The 25690-nt window shown below is 38.7% G+C and carries 16 protein-coding genes; 4 read left to right on the forward strand and 12 right to left on the reverse strand.

The window, feature by feature from the left end:
• Positions 1-347: 347 nt before the first annotated feature.
• Genes JN11_RS16400 through JN11_RS16425 form a run of 6 tightly spaced genes read right to left on the reverse strand, consistent with a single transcriptional unit; the run spans position 348 to position 6888 of the window.
• A complete protein-coding gene (locus JN11_RS16400) occupies positions 348-869 on the reverse strand; it encodes a cupin domain-containing protein (protein WP_144914302.1) in 522 nt (173 codons plus the stop codon).
• A gap of 41 nt (positions 870-910) precedes the next feature.
• Positions 911-2383: an FAD-binding oxidoreductase gene (locus tag JN11_RS16405; protein WP_144914303.1), complete on the reverse strand. Its 1473-nt coding sequence runs from the start codon at positions 2381-2383 to the stop codon at positions 911-913.
• Positions 2384-2433: 50 nt separating this feature from the next.
• The gene (locus JN11_RS16410; protein WP_144914305.1) at positions 2434-3126 is read right to left on the reverse strand and encodes a Dabb family protein; all 693 of its coding nucleotides are present in this window, start codon (positions 3124-3126) and stop codon (positions 2434-2436) included.
• Positions 3127-3157: 31 nt separating this feature from the next.
• On the reverse strand, positions 3158-5029 hold the full coding sequence (locus JN11_RS16415; protein ID WP_144914307.1) for a GMC family oxidoreductase: 1872 nt from the start codon (positions 5027-5029) through the stop codon (positions 3158-3160).
• A gap of 36 nt (positions 5030-5065) precedes the next feature.
• Positions 5066-5536, reverse strand: coding sequence for a hypothetical protein (locus JN11_RS16420; RefSeq protein ID WP_144914308.1), 471 nt, complete (start codon positions 5534-5536; stop codon positions 5066-5068).
• A gap of 26 nt (positions 5537-5562) precedes the next feature.
• Positions 5563-6888, reverse strand: coding sequence for a hypothetical protein (locus JN11_RS16425; RefSeq protein ID WP_144914310.1), 1326 nt, complete (start codon positions 6886-6888; stop codon positions 5563-5565).
• Between the two features lie 324 nt (positions 6889-7212).
• Here JN11_RS16425 and JN11_RS16430 point away from each other — a divergent pair, with 324 nt between their 5' ends.
• The 4 genes from JN11_RS16430 (at position 7213) to JN11_RS16440 (ending at position 11526) form a co-directional block, all read left to right on the forward strand.
• Positions 7213-8133: a hypothetical protein gene (locus tag JN11_RS16430; RefSeq protein WP_144914312.1), complete on the forward strand. Its 921-nt coding sequence runs from the start codon at positions 7213-7215 to the stop codon at positions 8131-8133.
• 177 nt (positions 8134-8310) lie between these two features.
• The gene (locus JN11_RS24475) at positions 8311-8484 is read left to right on the forward strand and encodes a hypothetical protein (RefSeq protein ID WP_170227774.1); all 174 of its coding nucleotides are present in this window, start codon (positions 8311-8313) and stop codon (positions 8482-8484) included.
• A gap of 9 nt (positions 8485-8493) precedes the next feature.
• On the forward strand, positions 8494-10185 hold the full coding sequence (locus tag JN11_RS16435) for a D-arabinono-1,4-lactone oxidase (protein WP_144914314.1): 1692 nt from the start codon (positions 8494-8496) through the stop codon (positions 10183-10185).
• Positions 10186-10371: 186 nt separating this feature from the next.
• Positions 10372-11526, forward strand: a complete 1155-nt coding sequence (locus JN11_RS16440; protein WP_144914316.1) for a sialidase family protein — start codon at positions 10372-10374, stop codon at positions 11524-11526.
• A gap of 11 nt (positions 11527-11537) precedes the next feature.
• On the opposite strand, the gene JN11_RS16445 is transcribed toward JN11_RS16440, so the two are convergent.
• From JN11_RS16445 to JN11_RS16470, 6 genes are all read right to left on the reverse strand, one after another.
• Positions 11538-13811 (reverse strand): GH92 family glycosyl hydrolase, encoded by a 2274-nt coding sequence (locus tag JN11_RS16445; protein WP_144914318.1) that lies wholly within the window; start codon positions 13809-13811, stop codon positions 11538-11540.
• Between the two features lie 20 nt (positions 13812-13831).
• Entirely contained in the window at positions 13832-15955 is a 2124-nt protein-coding gene (locus tag JN11_RS16450; protein ID WP_144914319.1) for an alpha-L-fucosidase, read from the reverse strand.
• Between the two features lie 33 nt (positions 15956-15988).
• Positions 15989-18292 carry a family 20 glycosylhydrolase gene (locus JN11_RS16455; RefSeq protein ID WP_144914321.1) on the reverse strand — a complete coding sequence of 768 codons (2304 nt, stop codon included), beginning with the start codon at positions 18290-18292 and terminating at the stop codon, positions 15989-15991.
• A 14-nt stretch (positions 18293-18306) separates the two neighbouring features.
• Positions 18307-20145, reverse strand: a complete 1839-nt coding sequence (locus JN11_RS16460) for a glycoside hydrolase family 35 protein (RefSeq protein WP_144914323.1) — start codon at positions 20143-20145, stop codon at positions 18307-18309.
• 182 nt (positions 20146-20327) lie between these two features.
• Positions 20328-21896: a SusD/RagB family nutrient-binding outer membrane lipoprotein gene (locus JN11_RS16465; RefSeq protein WP_144914324.1), complete on the reverse strand. Its 1569-nt coding sequence runs from the start codon at positions 21894-21896 to the stop codon at positions 20328-20330.
• A gap of 21 nt (positions 21897-21917) precedes the next feature.
• A complete protein-coding gene (locus JN11_RS16470) occupies positions 21918-25532 on the reverse strand; it encodes a SusC/RagA family TonB-linked outer membrane protein (RefSeq protein WP_170227775.1) in 3615 nt (1204 codons plus the stop codon).
• Positions 25533-25690: the final 158 nt, after the last annotated feature.

Consider the following 25690-nt stretch of genomic DNA (forward strand, 5'->3'; position numbering starts at 1 on the left):
TGGAGTAGTGTGTGGAAAATTCACCCCATTTTTTAGCATCTTAAAAGAGAGTATTCAAAACTACAAAACAAATAAGAACCACCGGTTACGAGGTTACAACTGACGGAAAAGAACAATTGCATTACTTAATTGGCGAAGACGCTTAATTTTATATTGATGGGAAACGTAATAATAATAATGATGGTGACTATATAAAGCTAATGCGCGATTATTTTGTAAACTGATTTCAGGAATCACCATAAAGACCAAACCTTAACAGAGAATTAATTTTCAATCCTATCTTTAAAGCAATAAATCCGCCTATAAACCGGATTTATTGCTTTTAGAACGAGTCTTTCGAAAAAAGCCTAATCTTTAGTAAGATCTGTAATAAATTCTGATACTTCAGGATATTCTTTTAACAGATCTTTACGCTTGGCGATGGTATAATCAACAGGACTGAATCCAGGAGCCATACTTACTCCCATTAATGCATATTCACCTGCAGGTGTCAGTCTTGAGCCAATCCAGGTACCTCCTGGAATAACCTTCATAGGATAACTACCGGCAGACATATCATTACTAAAAGTACATATTTCATATCTGTTGGGATAATTCTCCGGATAGAGAAGCAGCATCTGCACAGGGTCTCCACTATAAAAATGATATAGCATATCACCATTTACCTTATGCATTGCAGAAAAGGTTCCCTGTTCCAAAAAATAATAAATAGCGCTGCACAGGGGACGTCCACCTTTAACTGGGGGAAAGCCGGGCAGTACGCTGTCGGGAAGATTTATTGCGGAGGTATAAACACTGGCAAAAAAGCCACCTTCAGCTTCATTCGGCTGTAATTTCAACCAATCTATTATATTTTGAGGCGTTGGCATGATTGATAATTTTAATTGGATATGATCCTGTTTGAAAATTATTATTTTTCTGATGGCAGTTGAGTACGGTTTAATGGGCTCAGATCTGTTAACGGTGGTTTAGGTGGATTAAATGGTGATCCAATACTCTGTTGGAAACTAAACAGATTATCAGGGTCGATATCTTTTTTAATCTTCTTTAACCTCTCATAATTTTCTCCATAATACATATCAGCCCAATTGTGCAGTAAAGGATCAATGTAATTCACATAAGCCCCCGTTGCATCGCCGGCTACACGCATCGCCTCAAAAAACTCATAGGCCCACTCCACATTACTGTAAGCATCGCCCGGCTTATCAGCATCCCATATTGATTTAACTTCGGGTATAAAACGTGCCTCCCTGTGAACATAAGCACTCTCGCCTGGGGCTTTCTGTGATATTGCACCGCCTCCAAGGGTCCATACCGCAAAACTTGCAGCAGATGGTGCCATGTTCATATATTCGGTTATAACCTTTGCAACATTATTATTCATTCCACCTTTTTGAAGGATTAGTGAACGCATATAAGCACTCCGGTTTTTAACCAGGGTGGTATACCCATTATAAAATTCCCAATCAGGCAATGTCATATTGCGCAGGTCTGCATTAATGGGTTTTAATTTGAGTAATCCTTTTAAAAGTTCAATACCTTCGGCGCACTCTCCGTTAAATACCGGTGTAAGACCAAGTACTTTCACGTTTTTCGAGCTGTCAAGCGCATCCGGTTGGTTTCCCATAAAACCATAGCAAGACATTGCATCAGGAATATTCTCCACCCATTCGTTATAATAACCCAAAACTTCTTCTGTTTGCTCAAGCGGATAACGTATTTGTCCTACCAGCATCAGTTTACTGTATGGTTTATGTACCCGCATTTCCATCTCCACAATAATCCCGAAGTTTCCACCGCCGCCACCACTGAAAGCCCAAAATAGATCCTGGTCTTCTTTTGAATTGCTTTCCCTGTCTATCCGTCTTAATTTTCCATCAGGCGTTACAATCTGAATAGCTAACAGACTGTCAATACTCATACCGTACGACCGGGAAACAAAACTATAACCACCTCCCTGCATAAATCCTGGCGGGGCAACTGTTGGGCATCCGCCGCCAACAGGAATTAAACCTGTACCGGTGTCAACCATAAACTGGTACACATCGCTCCAAATAACGCCCATCTGAGCGGTAACACTTTGTCGTTTTGCATCGAACGACATTTTATTAAGGTATTTCAGGTCTATTACAACGCCATTGTCATTTAAACAATAACCGGCTGCACTATGCCCCCCACCTTTTATGTTGAAAGGAAGATGATGTTTAACAGCAAATTTAAGTCCCAATACTACGTCTTCTACTACTATTGGTTGAACGATAACCATGGGACGAAGCTGTATGCGCCCATTATCAATTCTGATAACACTTTCGTAATTGGGATCCCCAGGCTGTAATACATAGCCACTCAATTCCTTTATTAATTCATTAATTGCTTTTGTCATGACCGAAATGTGATAAGGTTAGTAAATAAATCTGTCGCAATACACTGATACTATTCTACCAGGTAGGAATCAAAAATATAAGTGTCTGCAATCATACCAGGAGTGGCCGCAAAAAAAGCAACATGCTCTTTACTGGTCAAATAGGCACTATAAGCAGCCTTATTTTTCCATAAAATATTCACTGCTACATCATAGTCGGTAATAGATACATCTCTTTTCATATTAGCTAAACCACCAACGGCAAATACGCAGGCTCCCGGATGCCCGGAAAGGTATTTAACACAAATTTCAATGAACTTAGCAATTGATTTTTCTGATTTATCGGTGAGCGAAAAATAGATATTATGCAACATGCGTGGCGGCTGTCCTGCAGCTGGCGGCGTATTATCATCGCCATAGATAAGATTGGTAAGGAAGGAATCGTATACCCTCCTTCCGGTACCTGGTGCCCACCTGTTTACTTCTATTACAAACTGACTATGCTCTTTATCGTTTGCGTTATATTTGTCAAACATGTTAACGTTCTCAAATATCTGGTTCATCGCCACATTAAAATTCCTGTCATTTTCCAACCGGAACATATCTTCAGCCAACTGGCCTACCCAAAACGAAAGCATCCCTTCAGAATCAGACAAGTAAGCGCCGCAGGCATCGATATAACTATCCCGCAGACCGGGAGTACTTCCCATACTTAACGTAAAGTAGGTACTGTGCATCATTTTGGGTAATATAGTGTTTGTCATTGTTTTTACTTTTAATGTAAATTGTTGTTAATTAAAAACTCTTCAAAATAGCATCTGCAGCTTTAAAGGTAAGTGCAGCCATCGTTAAGGTTGGGTTTGAAGTAGCTGTTGTAGGAAATGAACCACAGCCTACCAGGTATAAATTGTCGTGATCCCAGCTTTTCATATTCGCATCGGTTACCGAATCTTCATTGGTAAAACCCATGCGGTGTGTACCCATTACGTGACCTGCTCCCTGTGAATAATATTTAACACCTTCATAAGTAAATACACCACCATCTCCTACGGGGATGCCAGTTTTATTATCAGCATCAACTGCTTTAAAAATGGTCTCTGTGGCTGCCGCTGCTGCTTTAAAACCTTCCATAGTGTAGTTGTCAAAACTATAGTGGATCTCAGGGCGAGGAACACCCAAATTGTCTACACATGTTTTTGAAGGAACGATATAACAATTATCATCCGGCAACTGCTCTATAAGGAACCCAATACGGAATTGACGTGTAAATACACTTTGTATATTTTTCCTGAGCTGTGAACCAAAAATACCTATAGTTGGCTTTCCTGATTTATCAGGAGGCAAAGGGCTTACCATGTCAATAACCTGATTGTATGGCGCTCCGGCAGGCCAGTTCCATCCTTCGTTACCAATTTCTATACGGAAGGAAGCACGCTCACTGCGAAATGCACCATCACGTGGCCCTTCAATACCTGAAGTTGATAATGGCCCCCTGAAAGGGTAAACTGGTTTAGGCATTAGCCCCCAGCCCAGGTACATCGGGTGATCCATCAGATTTTTACCTACCTGCAAGCTATGATTAGCAACACCATTAGGCAATTGCTTGTTAGACATTAGCAATAGTTTTGCCGCTTCAATAGCATGTGCTGCAATAACATATTTTGTACCTGTAGCTGTAAATGTGCCGGTACTTGGGCCGTCGATTTTATCGTACGTTTTATACTCAACACCATTCACTTCCTTAGTAGCTTCATCTATGGTGATGTTAAAAGCTACCGCCTGGTAAATAATATCCACATTACCGGTCATCAATGCCTTAGCCATACTTATAGTTGCATCATACTTAGCTTGTATAGGGCAAATAGGCGTACAATTGGTATTACCCTGGCATTGACGGCGTCCGTTATCATAAAAGCTACCATCCTTCAATTGATTTGGCACTCCATTACGGCCTGCCGGAGTACCGGTAACCTTTAGCGAACTGCCATCAAAAGTTACGTTGGCAAGCGCTTTGTCCATGGTATTATCCAAAATTGTTGGTGGGATTTTAGCCATTGGATATACATAACCATCACTAAAGGTGATTCCATGTATCTTTTGTTCATCAACATCGGCTGACACTCCTATTTCAAACTCAGCTTCATCATAATAATTTGAAAGATCTTCGTAAGTTAAAGGCCAGTCTACGGCTTTGTTATAAACAGATTTCATCTTAAAATCATTAGGCATCATGCGCAGGCTGGTACCTAACCAATGCCAAGATGTACCACCGCCACGACGCTCATAAGTACTGCCAAATGGTATAGGTCCTTTTTGGATAAAATATCCATTATTTATTGATTTAATAGGGTCTGCACAATCTTCCGGAGCCGGAGGACTCGTAACCGGCCGTATATCCAATACAGCTGGTCGTGGAGCATTATAGTTCTGTACATATGGCGACTCAGGGGTTTTGGCCATCGCCATAAAGAAATCGTCCATAAATTCGGCACGGCTACCTGTTTCCAGTTGATTTTCATCAGGATTGGTGATCAGGCCATCAATAGCAATACCGGCTTCCAATACCAATACCTTTTTATTGGCAGATGAAAGCTTATAGGCCAATAAACTTCCGGCCCATCCCCCACCTACAATCACTACATCATATTGTTTAGTTGAATTATCCATTGCAAAATATTTTTTCGGTTTAGGTTCTCGTTTATTTTAATTTATTGCTGGCAATTGCGGAACATTTTCCCAATACCCAAATACTCCTGTACTGAAGCCCATTGGGTGTGCACCCATTTCGCCCCACACTAATCCGTTTTTGTAGGCCAGTGGTGAAACAACGTGATCAATGTTTGGAGAAGTGAATGATGCCGGGTTTTTCGACAAATCGTACCATATGCCAAAAAACCATAAGTAAATAATGTTTTGAGCCAGACGCGTTATGGCCAGATTATCAATAATTTTTTCTTTTACTGCTGCCTCCAACTGAGGGGGCGGTGTGCCTGATATCTGGTTCCATACTAGGGTAAGCAGGTCCAATTGGGCAGAAGGTATATTGTTTGATGGCAGATTTAACTGCTCATACAATGTTTGCGCTATCATTTGCGTATCACGTGCCGGTTTTAAGGTACTGGCCGGGTAGCCTGTCAATGCTGACGAAAGGCTTACAAATTCATCAAGAGTCATATGATCGATTTTAGAATTGTTAATATTTATTTTTTTACAGCTTTGGCCGTTTTTAGAAGATAAGTAAAGTCCGCAGGGCGGCCTCCCCATGTTGTTGATCCGTTGTGACAGTCAATACAACTTGAAGTAACACCAGGCACATAAACTACTTTGCCATCCTTTATGGTTCCCTGGTCATAGGTTTCCAAAGTTGCATTAGCCATATAAACCGGAAATGGGTCGCCAGTATTACTTTGAGCAGGATGTACCGGCCATTGTGTGCCTACCAGTTCATAGTATTGCCAAACATTCCGAGGGTTTATTGCAACAAGTAGTTTGTGAATGGAATCGTTTAAGGCCTGTGTACCTGTATATATAGGTGTAAGACGAGCCACCTGACTTGGAATTTGCCCTTTAATACCAGGGTTCCATGGTTGAACAGGTGCTTTATTCAGTGCCTTGTCTCCGGCGGCTTCATTATAAAAGTTATAATGTTTTCCTTTTTCAACCTTACCAAAGTCGGGTACATTATCAACTTGTTCAAATGTTGACCAAATCCATTGTGGTGATGTTACAGTTTTGGTGCCGATGTGCAATCCTACTAATCCCACCCATGCTTCATAACTGGTATCTTTAATTCCTCTTGAAGGCAGCGCAGCAATATGAATAATGGCTTTAACTTTATGGAATCGTGATGTGTCATCACCAGCACCCAATATTTTCCAGGATGCCTTTACCATTACTGCACCATACTTTTTGGTTGCATTATTCCCTTCCGGGAAGATTACGGTATCGGTAAAACTTCTCTGGCCTTCAATATTGTAAAGGGTATGCTGATTAATATATTCAAACATTTCCCTGTTCATTGCAATTTCAAAACGGCAATACTGGCCATTCTGATCAATTAACGGACCTGTAAGAAAGGGTTGGAAAATAGCTGTCATTTCCGGCGGCGTTTTACCAATTTGTGAAAGAAATATCTCTTTCGTTTGGCTACCTATATCCCAGGGCTGCGGTTTTTGTCCACTATCTAAAAATACCTGGTAATTCTTTTTATAGGTTTCCCAAACAGTGGCGTTATCACCAAACTGACCTATAACCTGTCCACTTTTTGATGGCCAGCAAAGGGCTATGAATGAGTCCCATGAAAAAAGGTCAAAGCCTCTGCGCACAGTGGTTTCCAGCACACGTTGTGGTGGCGGCGGCAAAGTAACATCAAAGGGCATTACCGGACTTAAAGGTGTAGTTACATGGGTTGAATCGCCGTTGTTACTGCCCGTTAAAGGTTTAGGGTTATGGCATGAAGATGAGCTGAGATAAGCTGCAAGCGCGCCAAAACCAATTAGCAGCGTAATAATGTTGATCTTTTTCATAGGTTCAGGATTTTTTAGTTTGAGATTGGATAAAAACCCGCGAAGCAAGTGATTTGCTTTGGTCTAAAAAATAAAAAAGATGATGAAAGGATGCGCCCCTCCGGACGCCAGAAATGCTTAAGTGAGCCATGATGATAAAGTTTAGGTGTTAATGAGCTTTCGCTCACCCAAATGTAGATTTAAATATTGAAATAATCAATACTTATTAATAATTAATTAAAAATTAATCAAACTCTGCAAAAACAGCATTATTTAACTATAAAACAATTAAACTTACAACTCAAAAAACGGATCTAAACAGGCGGTAACCTATATTTGTTGCTGATGAATGCTGAGTTAATAATGGTTATTTCAGAAATACAATCCGACATCTCGGCTATTGAAAATGATACAACTCTTTATGAAGAAATCAACTTTGATAAACGGGCGAATACTATAGACTTTATTGATTTTCATATCTTTGATCGTATCGAAGGATTACAGCAAAATACTGAATCGAATAAAAAACTGGATATACTAAAGCAACAAGCCGAAAAAATAAAGTTCAGGCTGGAAGAAATAGACATTAATTTATTTAAAAAAATCCGACAAAACATTACAGCAGGCATTTCATTACCTTTTAAGTACCTGATTGATAAATATATTGGAGCTGCATCCAGCAATATTAATCAGCCAGATAAGATTGGTTATGATAATTTGGATGCCTTTGTTAATGGACTATTAGCCTATAAAGAAATTCCGGAACCAACCTTAGATAGAGCGTCAGAAATGGTATTCTATCAGCAAACACCCGCCCGAATAATATTTGAGTTAACGCAACTGGCCCAATTAACTCCGGATGATATTTTTTTTGATATCGGATCAGGAGTGGGCCAGGTAGGTATCCTGGTAAATTTGATCAGCAAAGCTACAACCTACGGAATTGAATATGAACCCGCCTATTGTAATTATGCAATAGCATGTGCCTCACAGCTGAACTTAGCTAACGTTAATTTCATTAATTCTGATGCACTTAAAGGAGATTATTCGAAAGGAACGGTGTTTTTTATGTACACCCCTTTTGAAGGAAGAATGCTCAATGATATGCTATTAATATTGCAAAAAGAAGCACAAAAAAGACCAATCAGAATATTTACTTACGGCCCCTGTTCACCATATGTGGTAATGCATAACTGGCTTAATTGTGTAAATGGTGATGGAAACAGCTTGTACAAGCTTTATGAGTTTAGAAGTTTGGATAACTGAAAACTATTTCAATTGCCAGCAAAAAGACTAACCATGATTCAGAGCGTTTTAGTAAGAAGCTCTGGCCATACAATTTTCAATATTTACTCCTGATAATTATAATTCATACTTTCTTTTATTACCTATAGGTTAATAGTTATTTTTTATTCATAACTTTAAGACACCTTAACCATTATCATGTCAGTATCTTTTCAAAGGTATCAAAAGTCTGCTTGTGTTTATGCCTGCCTTGTCGGCACTTCATTGATCATTTACCAGCAATACAATGTGCATCAGCTATTTATTGGCTATACCTCCTTATTGAACATGATTATCATCTCAATGAAGCAACAACTTATCCAATCACCTTAAAATACCTTTATGACCTTATCACCATTACCTACAAAGGGTGAGGATGGCTTTTACCATCCTACAACCGAAAATGAAATTATAGCACTGGTAAAAAAAGCCGGCAATGAATCCCTCGAAATCAGGTGCAGAGGAGCAGCACACTCCATGTCGAGAGCCATTTATACAGATCCCGGTCAGGGAGAGAAACCACTTCCTAATGAAGTATCTGAACAAAAACCACCAAAAGGCCCAAACCTTAATGTTATGTTTGATCAGTACATGGCACTAACATGGATTGATGAAAAAAAAGGAATTATAGAGGTAGAAGCAGGTATACACCTGGGCTACGATCCTGAAGATCCTACAGGAACATCAACTTTAGAAAATAGTTTACTGTACCAGGCATTTGTTAAAGGATTTACTTTAAGTGATCTTGGAGGGATATCGCATCAAACGGTAAGCGGATTCCTGATGACGGGATCTTCGGGTGGATCGCTTTGGTATAGCATTGACGAAAATCTGCTGGCATTATCCATTATTGATGGTAATGGGACAGCTGAATGGTTTACCAAAGAAAGCGAAGAATTTGGCGCTATTGTTCTTTCATTGGGCTTATTAGGTATAGTAAGCAAAGTTCGCCTGCAATTAACTCCCATTTTTAACATTTACGGCCAGCAGATCACCTACCCTACTTCCCCGGCCGATTGCCCAATTGATTTATTCGGTGCAGGTTCTGCAGGGAAACTAAGCATGGAAAATTTCCTAAAACAGACCCCATATTCAAGGATACTCTGGTGGCCACAGGAAAAAGTAGAAAGGGTAGTAATATGGGAAGCTTCAAGAGGTACCGCAATGCCAGTATTTGATCCGGCCCCTTACGAAGAATTTGCCGATAATAACTTTATTACTAATGTTGAACAATTAGGAGCCTCGATGATATTTACAATGCTTGGAAATAGCAAATTTGGCATAGTATGGAAAAAACTTCAGCCTTCTTTTGCGGAATTCAGGCGCCTAACAGAATTATCATGGGGCGGTAAGTTCTTTGCAAAGCTGATGGCCGTTTTGGTTACCGGTATATTGAAAGTAATAGGTTTTTTATTAACTCTTTTCTTTATGACATTTAAAGGGCTGTTAGATGCTTTGTACCCTACTGTGATTGACGCCCTTCAACCGTTAACTAAAAAAGGCAAAGCACAGCTTTTTATGGATTACACCTATAGTAGTTTGCCTATGGACAATGGTGCAAACGATATACTGATGGGAACAGAATTTACAGAAATATGGATTCCATTGACTGATACACAACGTGCCATGGATCTGTTGGATAAAATGTTTAAGGAAGGCAAATTTAAAGCTACTGGATATTACTCTACCGAATTGTATGCAGGTAAACAGAGCAGCTATTGGTTGAGTCCATCATTTGAGCGGGATGTATTTAGGATAGATTTCTTTTGGTTTAGCACTAACGAAGGCAACCCGGCAGCAAAAGATGGTTTTTTCAGCCAGTTTTGGGAAGCTCTTAAAGATGAAAACATTTCTTTCAGACTGCATTGGGCAAAATTTTTGCCTGAATATGATTTCGAGAAGTGGGCCGCCTATTTCAAGGAACAATATCCACGATGGGACGACTTTATGCGCTTACGCGAACGACGTGACCCGCAAAATATTTTCCTTACCAATTACTGGTCACGGCATTTATTTGGAAAAGAAAAAAGCTAAAAAGTAATGTAAACGCCTCTTTAAACTAATTTTGAAGAGGCGTTTATGTATACCGCTAGTATTTAGATGACTCCCTCATTTATCTTTATAATTAAACACATTTAAAGTTCCCAATAGCTGCTGATTCTCTTATACTTTTTATAAATAGAATTGATCTATTTATAAAAAGTATATTATCTTAATAAAATGAAAGCTTCATTAAATTCAATAGCTGCTATTTTATTATTCGCAATGATTTCCAGCGGTTTAAAAGCACAACAAACTAGCATCAGCAACCAATATAAAGATGAAAATGGCCTCGCTCATCTGCATATAGACAGGCAAATGATCTATACACCCGAAAAACAATGGTTGTACAATCATCACCCTTCTATAATTGAATTTAAAGGCAAATTAATAGCCATATGGTCAAACGGGTTAAAGGATGAAGATTCACCCGGTCAGCGCATTGCTTTTTCAGTTTCTGATGATTTTGTAAACTGGTCAAAATTGGGCGTATTGGCTAGTCCATCAAAAACCAAAGGTGATACTTTAAGAGTGCTTACCGCAGCTGGGCTTTATAAATTCAATGATACATTAGTGGCTTACTATGGCGACTATAAAAAAGACCGTACAGATACCCATCTGTGGGCCAAAACAAGTACAGATGGCGAACACTGGAGTGAACCAATAGATATGCACCTGCCTATTATCCCCAATCACGGGCCGGAAGTAACCAAAAGTGGGAGGCTCATCATCAGCGGGAACTTTAGTTTTCCCTACACTGACGATCACAGGGGCTTATCTGGCTGGAAAATGAACAGCTTTTACCCAGACTCATTATATAAGCAGGATAATTCATCAACCTTTTACCGGCCTGCAGAAAAACTGGGATATCCTCCATTATGTGAAGGTTCATTTTTTCAGACTGATGACAATATCATACACATGCTTTTAAGAGTTACCGGAAAAGGCTGGAAAGGCTGGCTCTGGCTTACTGAAAGTAAGGACAATGGCAAAACATGGTCTAATCCCGTTCAAACAAAATTTACAGATAACGATAGTAAATTTCACTTCGGCAGATTACCTGATAAAAAGTATTACTATGTGGGTATACCTGACACATTGCACCATTATGATCGGAACCCGCTAATTTTAGCATTATCAAATAATGGAAAATCTTTTAGTAAACAATATGTTATTGCTGATGAGCTCTACCAATTAAAAGAAAAAGGATTGTGGAAGGGCGGACAGTATGGCTATCCGCACTCCATAATTTATAAAAATGAATTGTATGTTATTATTTCAAGACAAAAAGAATCGATAGAAGTAATTCGATTTAAATTGAACCAATTACAATAGTTAACATCGGTTTAATTATTGTACACAGATTTTGGCCTGAAAGCTTTATTTACACCCCAATAATTGGAAGGCTTATTGCTCATGGTTATGATCAATAAGCCGCCTTTTAACATATCGTTATACATTAAATATGATTTAGGGTAGCTTTTACCATTCAAAATCATACCCTGTATGTATTTATTACCGGCATTATTGTTTTTTACTACGATATGAAAAACCTTACCGTTAGCCAGTTTTAGTGTTGCATGGTTAATAACCGGGCTACCAAAAACATAAGCACCATTAGCCGGATTTACCTGGTAAAAGCCCAGGGCCGACAACACATACCATGCTGACATCTGCCCAACATCTTCATTACCAATTATACCATCGGTTTGATTAGTATAAAAATTATCCAGCACATACCGCACCTTTTCGGCCGTTTTATATGGCTCTCCAACATAATTATATAAATAAGCTATGTGATGACTTGGTTCATTTCCATGGGCGTACTGACCAATTAATCCCGTAATATCATTAGATGCCTCATTACCCATATCACCTTTGGCTACAAAAAGAGAATCTAACTTTTGAATAAACGGTTTTTCGCCACCCTGTAATGCAATCAATCCTTCAACATCCTGGGGTACTAACCAACTGTATTGCCAGGAATTACCTTCAGTAAAATCGTCCTTCATGTGGCGGGAAACAAATGGACTGAATGGGGTACGCCACTTATCAGCCGATATTCTGCCACGCATAAAATGTGCTTGCTTATCAAAATAATTCACATAGTTTTTGGCTCTCTTACTGAAATAAATATAATCTTCTTTATTGCCCATTTTAAGGGCCATTTGAGCAATGCACCAATCATCAATAGCAAATTCCAGCCCGCTTGCTACTGATTCTGTTACCGTATCAGCGGGGATATAACCTAAGCTTTTTACAAACTTCAATCCCCGGATATCACCCATTTGTGTTTTTTTAACGGCCTCGTATGCCAGTTGGGCGTCAAAACCCTTATATCCCTTTAAAAAAGCGTCAGCAATAACAGGCACGGCACTATTCCCTACCATACAATTGGTTTCGTTAGCCATTAAGTGCCATACCGGCAAACGGCCCTGCTGTTGATATATAGCCAGCATTGAATTAACAAGATTATTAACACGTTCAGGCTGCCAGAGGGTCATTAATGGATTTTCAGCCCGGTAAGTATCCCATAGCGACATAGTGGTTACATTATTAAAACCGGCATTATGGTGCACTTGCTTATCAGTACCAAAGTAGTCTCCATTACAATCATCAAAAGTTGAAGGAGCTATCATGGTGTGATAAAGTGCCGTATAAAAAGTCCGCATTCTTTGGGTATCAGCCTTTACCTCTATTTTTTGAAACTCATGGTTCCATAAGTTCCTTGCTTGTCTTTTAATTTTATCAAAATCCCAGGTTGTTGCTTCAGTGCGGACATTTATAAGGGCATTATCCATACTTACCGGGGATATGCCTACTTTAATTTTCACTACTTCACCTTTTGTTGTACTAAAGCTCAAAATACCTTTTATATATTTCCCTTTTAAGGCCGTTCCCTGTACTGATTTTAAGCTATCATAAACAGCAAAGTCTTTAATAGCTTTAGAAAAAACAGCAGCAAAATAAATTTTCTGATCAACTGCCCATCCTGTTGAATACCTGTATCCGGTAATAGTGCTGTCGTTAACCAATTTTATGAAGCATTCCACAGGACGGTCTGCCGTGCCATTTTCCAGGTCAATAACAATATGCGACTGACTTGATTCAGGAAAGGTATATCGATGATAACCTACGCGTGTGGTAGCAGTTAACTCAACATTAATATTGTATCTTTTTAATTTCACAGAGTAGTATCCTGGATGTACTACTTCATCCTTATGACTAAAAAGTGAATAATAACCACTTTGGTAATCATTTAAAGTACCAGGAACAACCTTTGCAGGTCCCGTTGTAGGCATAAACTGAATATCGCCTAAATCACCTATACCGGTACCGCTGAGATGCGTATGTGCAAAACCAACAATTGTTGAATCAGCATAATTATATCCGGAACACCAGTCCCATCCCTTTGACATATTGACTGCACCCAGCTGCACTGCCCCAAAAGGCACATTAGCCCCTAAAAACACATGCCCATGTAAACCCGTGCCGATGTAAGGATCAACATAAGATACCAGATCAGGTTGTGTAACTAATGTTTTTCTCTTAACGGATTGTCCTTTTACATCAGTAGACAAGTAAAACATCAACAATATTAACGGGATATACTTCTTCATTCTTTATAAATATACTTTGTTTAATTTATCTCAGCCCCTAATTCGGCCACAGCTATTCCGTTTCCACTAACCACACGTTTAGCTGTGAATTTAAAATAACGGGCATTGTAAACATGATCAAGCGGTACAACCTGTTCAATAGGATTCGATTTTATATTAGAAAATTCACCCTCAGCAACTGTTTGCCATGTAATGCCATCATTGCTTATAGCATAAGCGTAACTATCAACAATACCCGCAGCGACTTTATCATGACGTGGCAAATAAGTAAATGCTTTTATTGGTTGTTGCTTACCCATATCAACCGCAATACTTTGTGGAAAAGTTGTTGTAGCTGAAGCATCCAGTGTGTTCCAATTGGTATAAATATTTTCATCAATGGCATATTCCGGAGATTTAGCGTTTCCTGTGGTTTGATCGGTTAATATCTTCCAGCCAGCTTTGCTTAAACCAAATTTTGTGCTTCCAATGTCACCATACTGATCTTTATTTTCGAAGCTGATGGCTTTTACTACACCGCCATCTGCAAGTGCTATTGCTTTTTCATACAATGGCGAGTTAATAGATGGAGAGGTACCATCAATAGTATAATGTATACTACCAACCGGAGCATCAGTACGAATACTAACATTGCCTGCTATATCACGTTCAATAATTGGCGCCGACAGATGCACAGGCTCCTTAAACAAGCCAAAACCACTTAGAGCAATGCAAACAGGTGAAGCTGTTATTCTGACCCTAAGTTTACTTGCTGTGATATTTTGCGGCAAACGGATCAATTTATTTGCACCTATGCTGGTTACCGTAGCAATTTGCTTCCAGTTGTTTTGCTCCCAAATGTCAATGGCTGTACCTTCAATACGTTGTCCCAGTTTAATATTTTCACGAAGCTGTATAACATTAAATGTTTTAGCCGTGTGTAAATCTATAATCAGATTGGGCGTTTTAACATCATCATTGGTTGCCCAATAAGTATACCTGCTGTTATCCAGCAAATTTGCAGGGCCAAATTTCAATTGATTATTTCCCCGTACATTACTGGCTTTAAATGTTGCTCCTTTAGCCAGGTTGGTTGAAAAGGTTTCTTTTAGTATTTGACCAAATTGTTTCAGGATATTTACATCTTCATCACTTAACTGTCCACTTTTATCGGGCGAGAGTCCCAAATCAAGGCAGGCTCCCCTGCCAACACTTTTGTAATAAAGATTAAGTAAAGCATAAGCAGATTTACTTTGTCCATCCTGAGATTGATGATAAAACCACCCTGAACGAAGCGGAACATCACACTCAGCAGGCATCCAGTATTGGCCATTGCGAGTGCCTTCGGTTCCTTCCTCATCCTTCACATAACCGTTTGAGGGTATTTTACCAGCATCCGGAGCATGAGGCGTATAAGTTGCCCAGTAAGTTTCACCAGCGTGCCCTTCTTCATTCCCAACCCATCTAACATCAGGACCTACATCACCAAAAATACTGGCACCGGGTTGCATTTTCCGGGTAATGGCCCAGTTAACAGGCCAATTATAATAAGTTGATCTATCAATTTTACGCACCTCACGGGCGCCACCGTAATAGCCATCACCACCGTTTGCACCATCGTGCCACGACATAAAGAGATTTCCATAATGGGTATAAAGCTCCCTTAGCTGGTTACGATATACATCTGTAACATATTCCGGTTTTCCATAAAGTGGGTTATTTCTATCCCAGGGAGAGCAATATACGCCCATTTTCATACCCAGTTTCTCACAAACCAGTTGATACTCTTTCAGGATATCGCCTTTTCCATTTTTATAGCCACTTTGAGTAATGTTATGTGTAGTAGTTTTTGTAGGCCAAAGGCAAAATCCATCATGGTGTTTGGCTACAACAACAATGCCTTTAAATCCACCTGCTTTTGCTGCGCCTACAATTTGCATAGCACTAAAATTTGATGGATTAAAAATTTTAGGATCTTCATCACCATAGCCCCATTCTTTATCAGTGTATGTGGCCACGCTAAAATGTATAATACAATACATATCGGTTTGCTGCCAATCGAGCTGCCTTTTTGAAGGAAGTGCTCCATAAGGTTTTGGGGCATCTTGTGCAAAAGCAGCTACATTACCAATAAATAATAATGCGGCTAATAGTAATCGTTTCATTTTATTTATTCTTTATCGTTTTAATTCGATTTATTAGTTCCTAAACCATGATGAAGGTAAATCAGCCGGGGCTGAACCATCTTTACTATATTTCAGTTTAAGGGTATAACCACCGCCACCTTCAATAAAATCAAGCTTAAATTTTTGCAGACCTTTCTTTAATGCTACCTGCCCGTTTTTTTCAATGGCCGAATGCAAACCATCATTATTTACTGTTTCACGATCAGCAATTTTTAAAACTCCGCCATCATCACAAGTTAAGTAAAAGCTATAAACACCATCAGCAGGAACATCAATATAACCACTATAAGTAATGGCGAATGAAGGTGCTTTTACAGTTTGCGGCACAGCAATAACATCGCTGATAAATGTGCTATCGGCATTGGCCTTGCTTATGAATTTGGTTTCTTTAAAAAAAGCTTTGTAATAACTGCATTTTAAACCAGGTTGCGTATTATTAACTTCAACCGGTGCCGCTAAGCTTTGCTGCTGATAGTTTAGATCATAAACATCACCCCTTGCCCCTGCTGATGTAAAAGCAGCTAAACGTATCCGTTCAGATTTGTTAATAATAAGCTTTCCTGTAAGTTCTTCTGAGTTTTTTCCCGGTAGTGTTCCATCGGTAGTGTATCTTATTTGCATGCCTTGCATAGGCTTCACTATGCTAAGGGTATCCAGTTCAGTAAATACATTTTGAGTGATCATTCCCGGAAGGTCGGGCAATCTGTAATGTACATTTAATACATCAAGACGCTTAAATTGATCTGTTAAACGGTTCACGTAACTATTGTAATCATTAACATTGTTTGTCCATAACAGCTCTGCTAATGCTGTCATTCTGGGCATAAACATGTAATCAGCTCGATTTTCGGACGGGATATTTTCTGTCCAGATGTTAGCCTGGGCTCCAATAATTAATTTTGCTTCTGTTGGGGCTAAGCCTGCTGGAACCGGGTTAAAATGATAAACATTATAAATAGAGTTTTGATCAGGCTGATTATCAAAATACAGCGGTGAACCCGGTGTCATAATTACTTTATTACCATTTCTGGCTGCCTTTAGAGGGGCATCAGGAACCCAGCCGCGCCAGTACATAACAATAGCTGTATTACTGATACCCCCCTCAATAATCTCGTCCCACCCTATCAGCTTACGGCCTTTTGAATTAAAGAATTTTTCCATACGATTAATGAAGTAGCTTTGCAATGCAGGCAGATCCTTAATGCCTTCGCGTTTCATTAATTCCTTACAAGCTTCAGATTTGGCCCAATCGCTCCTGTCGACCTCATCGCCACCTATATGTATATATTTTGATGGGAAAATATTCATAATCTCTGTAAATACATTTTCAGCAAACTCAAAGGTACTTTCGTTACATGGGCAAATTGGTTTGGTAAAAAGCGTTCCCCATTTATTTTCTCCATTACAGGTTAAAAATGGGTAAGCATTAATTGCAGCCATCATGTGGCCAGGCATATCAATTTCAGGTATAATATCAATATGTCTTTCAGCTGCATAAGCTACAAGTGCTTTCATTTGCTGCTGGGTATAAAACCCACCATACAAAGTTTTACCATTTTTATGAATGACGTGCTGCTCATCAATGTTAAAATCAGGATTATCAACAGCTTTTTTCATACATGCTGAATCCTGGTTATTGAAGGTGCGCCATGCACCCTCTTCAGTAAGCTTAGGATATTTCTTAATTTCAATACGCCAACCCTGATCATCAGTTAAATGCAAATGGAGCTTATTCATTTTATAAAGCGCCATAACATTAATAAACTTTCTAAGATAGGTTATGGATAAAAAATGCCTTGAAACATCCAGGTGCATTCCGCGCCATTCATATGCAGGTTCATCATTAATAATAACTACCGGTAGTGTTAGATTTTTAATCGTTTTAATGTTGGAATATTCAACATTAACAGGTAATAGTTGCCTGATAGTTTGGATAGCCATAAACATGCCCGCCGGGGTTCTGGCAGCAATGGTTATTTGATGAGTGGTGATCACCAGTCGGTAACCTTCATCAGCACTAATACCCGCATCATATTTCAATTGGATGGCGTGATCTTTTGAAGTTGTGCTTAATTTAAGGGGCTTCCCAAAACCATTTGCAAAAAACTCATTAAGCCGATTAGCTTCATTTATAAACTTTCCACCATTAGGGTAAACAATGTTTGTAGCAGGGGTTATTACAAAACGTCCCTGTCCACTAACTAAGGAAGTTGGGTAAGGGATAATATTATATTTACTATCAACCTGTTGTGCAATTACTTTAAAACCTGTAGAAACTACAATGGCTATAAGCAAAGCCACAATTTTATTTTTCATCTTTATTTTATTCGCTAATTTCCTTTTACTACCTGATTAAGAATGGCATTAGGCAAAGCGTTCAGCTCTGTATGTCCATCTTTTAATTCATCAAATACAGCTACTTGGTTAACACCTTTTTTTAACCAGCCAGAAGGGATATACAAGGTTTGTTGAGGGCCAATTTGCCAATATTTACCTAAATTATGTCCATTTAAAAAAACAAAGCCTTTACCAAATTTGCTCATATCCAAATAAGTATCACCCAGTTCATTTAAGGTAAATGTGCCCTTGTAAAATTCAGGTTGAGCAGTTAATGCCTTTGAAGTGTATTTAATGTTATTTAAATCACTAAATGGCAGGCTATAAATATTCCAATTATAAACTTCCCGGCCGCCAAGGGTCACTTTTTTAGTAATACCATGGCGGTTATCAGTTAAAAAGGGGCCATAATTTATACGGCCATTGTTTTCTACCAAAATGTCCAATACCGAGTTTGCGGGTATCTTATCTAATAAAACAGAATCCTGTTTCAATCTCCTGTCCAGTACGGTTATTTGTTTCCCGTTAAGGTATACAATAGCATAGTCCCTTAATTCCTTTATTTTTAACCATCCGTTATTTTCACCGTTAAGTTTAGTGCGGTATAATACAAAGCCATAAGCCTGATTGATATCTTCAAAACAAAGCGGCGTTTTAGATACAACAGGTTTGGGTAAATTATTAAACAGGGAAGCATAAGTATTTAGCTTAATATCGCTGATGGCAATTGTTTTCTTCTTTTCGGGTACCGGCGGTAATATTTCGCCTGCTGGTAAGTGTTTTTCAATTACTGTTCTGAATTCAAAATACTTTTCAGTGGCATTACCTGCTTCATCAAGCGGAGCATCATAGTCATAGCTCGAAACCTGCGGGGAGTAAGGGTTGTTTTTACTCATGTTAGCTCCATTCATAAACCCCCGCGTTGTACCACCATGAAACATATACATATTGATGGAAATTCCTGCACTCAGTATTTTATCAAGAGTTGAGGCTGCCTCTTTTGCGCTAACATTGGCATGTGGTTCTCCCCAGCTATCAAACCAACCAGGATACCATTCCGCTATATAGTACGGCCCTTTACCGTTATGATAGGTATTAATTAATTTCTTTACTGCTACAGGATCTTCCAGCCCGTTTACAGCAGGTAAATAACCAGGCAAATAACCACGAGGCAATTGTTCGGGGCCATCGCAGGTAAATAAAACCCCATCAAAGCCGGCGTCTCTGAAAATTTTACGATTTAAATCTAAATAGCTTTTGTCATTACTGTAAGAGCCGTATTCATTTTCAATTTGCACCATTAAAATATTACCGCCATGGGTTACTAATAATGGCACTAATTGTTTTGACAACTGATTGATGTAATTACGATAAGCCTCTATAAAACGGGGATCTTTACTCCTTACTTTAAGCGTGCTATCCTTTAACAGCCACCATGGGTAGCCACCAAATTCCCATTCGGCACATGCATAAGGGCTTGGGCGTAATACCACCCATAAACCTTCTTCCTGAGCTGTTTTTACAAATTCAGCAATATCATTGTTTCCGGTAAAGTCATATTTTCCTTTCACCGCTTCATGAGCATTCCAAAATACGTAAGTACCAATAGTATTTAAACCCATTGCCTTAGCCATTTTCATCCTATCACGCCAGTATTCACGCGGCACGCGTGCGCAGTGCATTTCACCGCTTATCATTTGCAGCGGTTTACCATCAAGCAAAAAAGTGCTATCACCTAAAGCGAAAGTATGCTTTTGCGCTATTGCTAAATTAATTCCTGAAAAACTGATAATAAGAAAAAGTATTGAATACCTGATACGAAGTGATCTCATGGGGTGAATAAACATTTTTAAATAACGTAAGCCTAAGGATAATTTATATGTGTATTTTTTCTCAAATGTAACTTTTAAAACTTATTTAAAAAGCCATAACCAGGACAAGCCCGGCTATGGCAACTAATCAACCAACATATTAAAAATCAAACTCCTTTTAAAGGGTTGGTATAACAATTAACTTAATTTACATCCCAAAATAATTTGGTAGTAGGTGTATCTTTTGATTTAACAGCACTATAATTAGTATTATAAGATGTTTCAACACTTGGATATGGCAAACGTGTAGGTGGATATTGATACAATGTAGACAACGTTTGTTTCGGGAAGGTTAAAGCTGGATATTTTGTCCGCCTTAACTCTGCCCATGCCTCATCTGATTGCAGGAATCCAAAGTGCACCCATTTTTGCGTATATATTAATGCAAGCTTTTGTTGTGTTGTACCAGCATAAACTACATTAGAATTTGCCAAAAAGGTTGCAATATCTGTTGCGGAAGGTGATGTTGAACCTCCTCCTAGGTTATTCAAATAGAAATAAAAATAAACAGATTGCGTTAATGCGGTATTATAAGCATCTGCTGCATTGCCTAAACTCCAACGTTCATAAGCCTCTGCTTTCAAAAAGTTAACTTCTGAGGCAGTGATTACTATACCCGGGCATTTAATATTATTTAAAAAGGTGGTAGAATCTACAACCGAATAATTATTAAAGGCTGTATCCTGCAGAGCTGAACCGTAGGTTACCGGCATTGCTTTGTAGGTAGCGTTACCATTTTTATTAAATGTAACCGGAATCCTTGGATCATTTGCTGGCAGCATCACGGTGTTTAACTTATAATCAGGAGCCCAATAGCTATCAATTTCAGTTAAAGCACTTGACAAAGTACTGCTGGTAGTTGTAGTTAAGGCTTGCAGAAGGATGTCAGTATTAGCTGGGCTATAGCTACCTACATTCCCACCGTCAATAAGCGGATAAGAAGTCGGATTGCTCAACATTGTGGTAACAGCAGCTTTGGCAGTTGCTTCGTCATAGCTTGAAATGCGCATTAATAAGCGTAAACGGGTAGAGTTTGCATATTCCTGCCATTTAAGTAAACTTCCGCTGTTTAAAATATCGGCCTTATTAAATGCAGATTGTACGTTACTGGCCAGCTTTACCGAGCCAAAATAAGTAGCGGCTTCATCCAAATCGCTGATAAATTGATAATAAAGCGTTTTCTGATCATCAAATACCGGATTCTTTATTGTACTTGTAGTTTCCAAACTCCCTGCCTGTGTAAAAGGTATATCTCCCCACATATCTACCATTTTGGCAGCACGTTCATCAAGCACAATTTTAGCAGCTTCCATATAAACTTTTTGCGCATCCTGATCGGCTGCTGAAAGAGCAGCAAATGCAGTTTGCATGGTACGATAGGTACCCAATGGGCCACTGCCGTTACCAGCTGGATAATAAAAATCCGACCAATACTCACCTATATAGCCATCATTAGGCTGATAAGACTGCCCGGCATTATAAAATGCGGTAGTTTGAGCATAGACAGATATTTGTGGAAAGAAAAAGGTACGCAGGTTCCAATAGGCTGGTCTTACACGGTCGCTATTCAGCATTCCGGTAAAAAAGCCACTTATAGAAGCGCTGGTCACCTTTTCTGGATTTAAATAGTCGTTTTTAATTGTTTTTTTACATGCACTGAACGATACAGCAAGCAAAAGTAAAATATAGGTATGTACAAATATTTTTTTCATCGTCTGATTAATTTTAAGGAATTAAAAAGTGGCGTTTATTGAGAAACCATAACTTCTGGTTGCAGGTATTGAACCATTATCAATACCCTCGTTCCACCATTGGCTACCCAAAGCTGTTTCCGGATCAAGATTCTTTAAGGTACGGTAGATGTACAATAAGTTACGACCTATTAAAGAGAACCTTATTTTTGACATGCCTAAATGGTGTACCAAACTTTGTGGCAATCCATAACTAAGGGAGAGCTCGCGCAATTTAATGTAGCTATTATTGTATATGGCCGAACCTTGGTTCTCATCAATTACATTATCGCCACTACCACCACCTGCTGAGAATTGGTTTTCGTAATAACTTGCTGCATCAATCATGATATTGTTAGGTTGCCCGTTAGCCAAAACACCTTGCTGTATCAAACCATCATGGTAAACAGTTTCGCCGTTAGGTCCTTTTGTTGCATTAGATGATAGTTGCACATAAGTACCAGCAGAATTAATATAATAAGTTAATCCGCCGTGAGCCGCATCCCTATACTTTAAAGTACTGGTGTACATACCTGAGCTGATACCATATTTTAAAGGAGTTGAAATTAACTGGCCACCCAAGTGGTAGTCAATTAAAGCAGTAATTGAATAATTTTTATAGGAGAAAGTATTGGAAATACCACCAACTGCTTTAGGAAGTATATTTCCCGCTTTTATATAGTGTGACTGATCTTCTTCATAATATCCGGATGCATCTACTAAATTTTGTCCGTTTGCACCTTTCTTTAAACCATAAGTATAGATATCACCCAAAGCCTCACCTGGTTTGGCAACTACTTTAATAGAGTTGCTTTCAGCAGTATACACATCTATTTCAGGCTCATTAGGTGCTAATGAATAAACTTTGGCATTATTAAATGAATAGTTTAAACGTACATCCCATTTAAAACCACTCGAAATAATTGGTGTAGCATTTAGAGCTACCTCTAAACCCTGATTGCCAATACTACCTACGTTAACTATCTGACTGCCTGAACCATTACTTGGTGATACAGTTAAAGGCAAAATCTGATCATTTATTTTATTTGTATAGTAGCTAACATCAGCGCCCAATCTATCATTTAAAAAACGAAGTTCAATACCTGCTTCATATTCATGTTTTCTTTCAGGCTTAAGGGTATTATTACCGTAAGCATTTGATAAAGTTAACTGAGATACTGAACCATTGCTCTGAGTTTGTAAAGATGTTTGTGTATAAGATACATTAGAAAGATAAATTGGCGCTGGGTTACCATTTTGCGTATAAGAAAGTCTTAACTTACCGTAGCTTAAAAACGATGGCATTGAACTTTTTAAGGCATCACTAAACACGAAACTTCCATTAACAGAAGGGTAGTAATAAGTATTATTTTGCGGAGGCAGTGTTGATGCTGATTCTTGGCGCAATGAGCCTTCTAAAAATAAATAGTTTTTATATGACAAGTCCAAAAGGCCAAATGCACCTTCTTTTACCAGGTATTGTCTGGCATAGCTAGTACTTAAAATTCCGTAAGAGTTACTAAGAGAGAAAAAGTTTGCTGTAACCAAACCATCTGTAGTACCTGAAGCCTCATCAAGGTAGCTTTCATGCCTTGCGGTAAAACCACCTGTAAAGGTTAAATTAATATCTTTTGTAATGTTATTATTATACGTTAACAAAGCATCACCATATAATATAGAATATATACCTGTAGCTACGTTATAGGCTCCTGTGCTTGAAGTAGTGTTAAATGCAACCGGATAGGTATTATAGTTATCTGCTTCTGTATTACGACCAGTATAGTCATTTCCTAACCTAACCCTAAATTTAAGGTGATTGATAATGCTCCAGTTAAAAGTAGCACTTGAATACAAACGATTTTCAGTTTCTGTATACGTATTTTTTAAAGTACTGAAAAAATAATCGTACAAATTTGGCCTAACGTTAAAAACAAATGCCTCGGCTGGGTTTAGCTGTGTATTATTATACGGGGCATATTCATAGCCTTCAGATGTAAGGTATTTTTGCTCTACCAGGCCCATTTTTTCTTCACGACCAAAAAAACCATCGAATGATTGTGCCAACCTGTTGGTTTGATACGGTCGATTGTCAGTTATGGTATTAACATAATTGGCAACCACATCCACACTTGTTTTATCACTTAGTTTCAGCGTGCTGTTTAAGTTAAAGGTATTTTTGTGCACACCTGATTCTCTTTGGATACCATCATAATCAAGCCTGGTGTAAGAGATTCTATAATCAGAATTTTCTGTTTGGTTTGATAAAGATAAGTTGGCACTTGAGCTGGTACCTGTTCTGAATATGTCTTTATAATTATTAGGTTGTGGGGAATAGGATTGTATAGATCCATCCCACCACTGAACTTTTTGTCCAAGCATTTTGGGACCAAAATCAGCGTAAGCCCTAAAGTTAGGCCTCCAGCCAGATGGTGAATTAGCATCAGGAACAGAGCCATCAGCATTAAACCCAAGTGCAATGTTAGTTGCCCGGTCATAACCCTGGCCATACACATTTTGGTAATTTGGTAAAAAAGCAGGTTGCTCTTCCGTTCCGTAATAATTAAATTCAACTTGCGGGCCTTTACCTTTTATACCTTTTTTGGTAGTAATAACAATTACACCACCCTCAGCATCCGAGCCATAAAGAGCTGTAGCACTACCACCTTTTAATATATTAATACTTTCAATATCAGAAGGGTTAATATCAAGTACGCCATTACCTTCAATACGCTGATCGCTATAAAAACCACCGTTGTTAAATCCGCTTGCGCCATATTGCTGCTGATTTCTGATAATGACACCATCCACTACATATAATGGTGGTTGGTTATAGCCGATAGAATTGATACCGCGTATTTGTATGGTAACTGCACTACTTGCACCACCCGGAGCCGTTTTCACTGCTACACCGGCTGCTTTACCATATAAAGCCGATGCAAAGTTTGTATTACCGGCTTCTGTAATTTCTTTTGAGCTTATTGTACTGGTAGCATAACCCAAAGCTGCCTGTTGTTTTTTAATACCGAAAGAGGTAACAACAATTTCATGTAAACCACCTACAGCAGCTTTCATGGCTACAGTAATTGGAGTTCCGGGAGTTGCCGGTAATTCCTGAGTTTCAAAACCGATAAATGAAAACACCAATACAGCTTTATCATCAGGCACATCAATACTGAATTTACCGTTTACATCAGTAACGGTTACGGCTTTACCACCTTTTACTTTAATGGTTACACCCGGTAAAGGCGTATTTTGATCATCAAGCACTTGCCCCTTTATAGTAACAGGAGCCACAACCATATTGGTAACTTTATCAATTACCGCAGCTTCTTTTTGTTGCAAAACAATTGTTTTATCAACTATTTTATAAGTTAACGATTGATTTTTAAGACACTCGGCTAAGGCTTCACTTACCGAGGCGTCTTTTAACTGAACACTTACCACTTTGTCTTTTACATCTTGCGAATCGTAAAAAAACACGTAGCCGGTTTGTTTGTTTATTTGTTGCAGAACCTTTTTTAAAGGAAAATTGGTTTCATTTAAATTGATTTTCTGACTGAAGCCTTTTGCGCTGCATTGCAACAGGGCGATAAACATGATCAGGGTAGTCAATTTCATAACTAAAGATATTTTACGTAGCCACGGCTGATGCGTGACTAAAGAAAAAGCATTTAATTTCATACTTTTGTTGAGTTTGGGTTAACAGATAGTTAGAGACACTAAACATATTCCCGTTTTTTCGGGAGGGTTAGCTCAAATATTTACACGCATTCCGA

This window comes from Mucilaginibacter frigoritolerans (genome assembly GCF_007830615.1).
GTDB classification, from domain to species: Bacteria; Bacteroidota; Bacteroidia; order Sphingobacteriales; family Sphingobacteriaceae; genus Mucilaginibacter; species Mucilaginibacter frigoritolerans.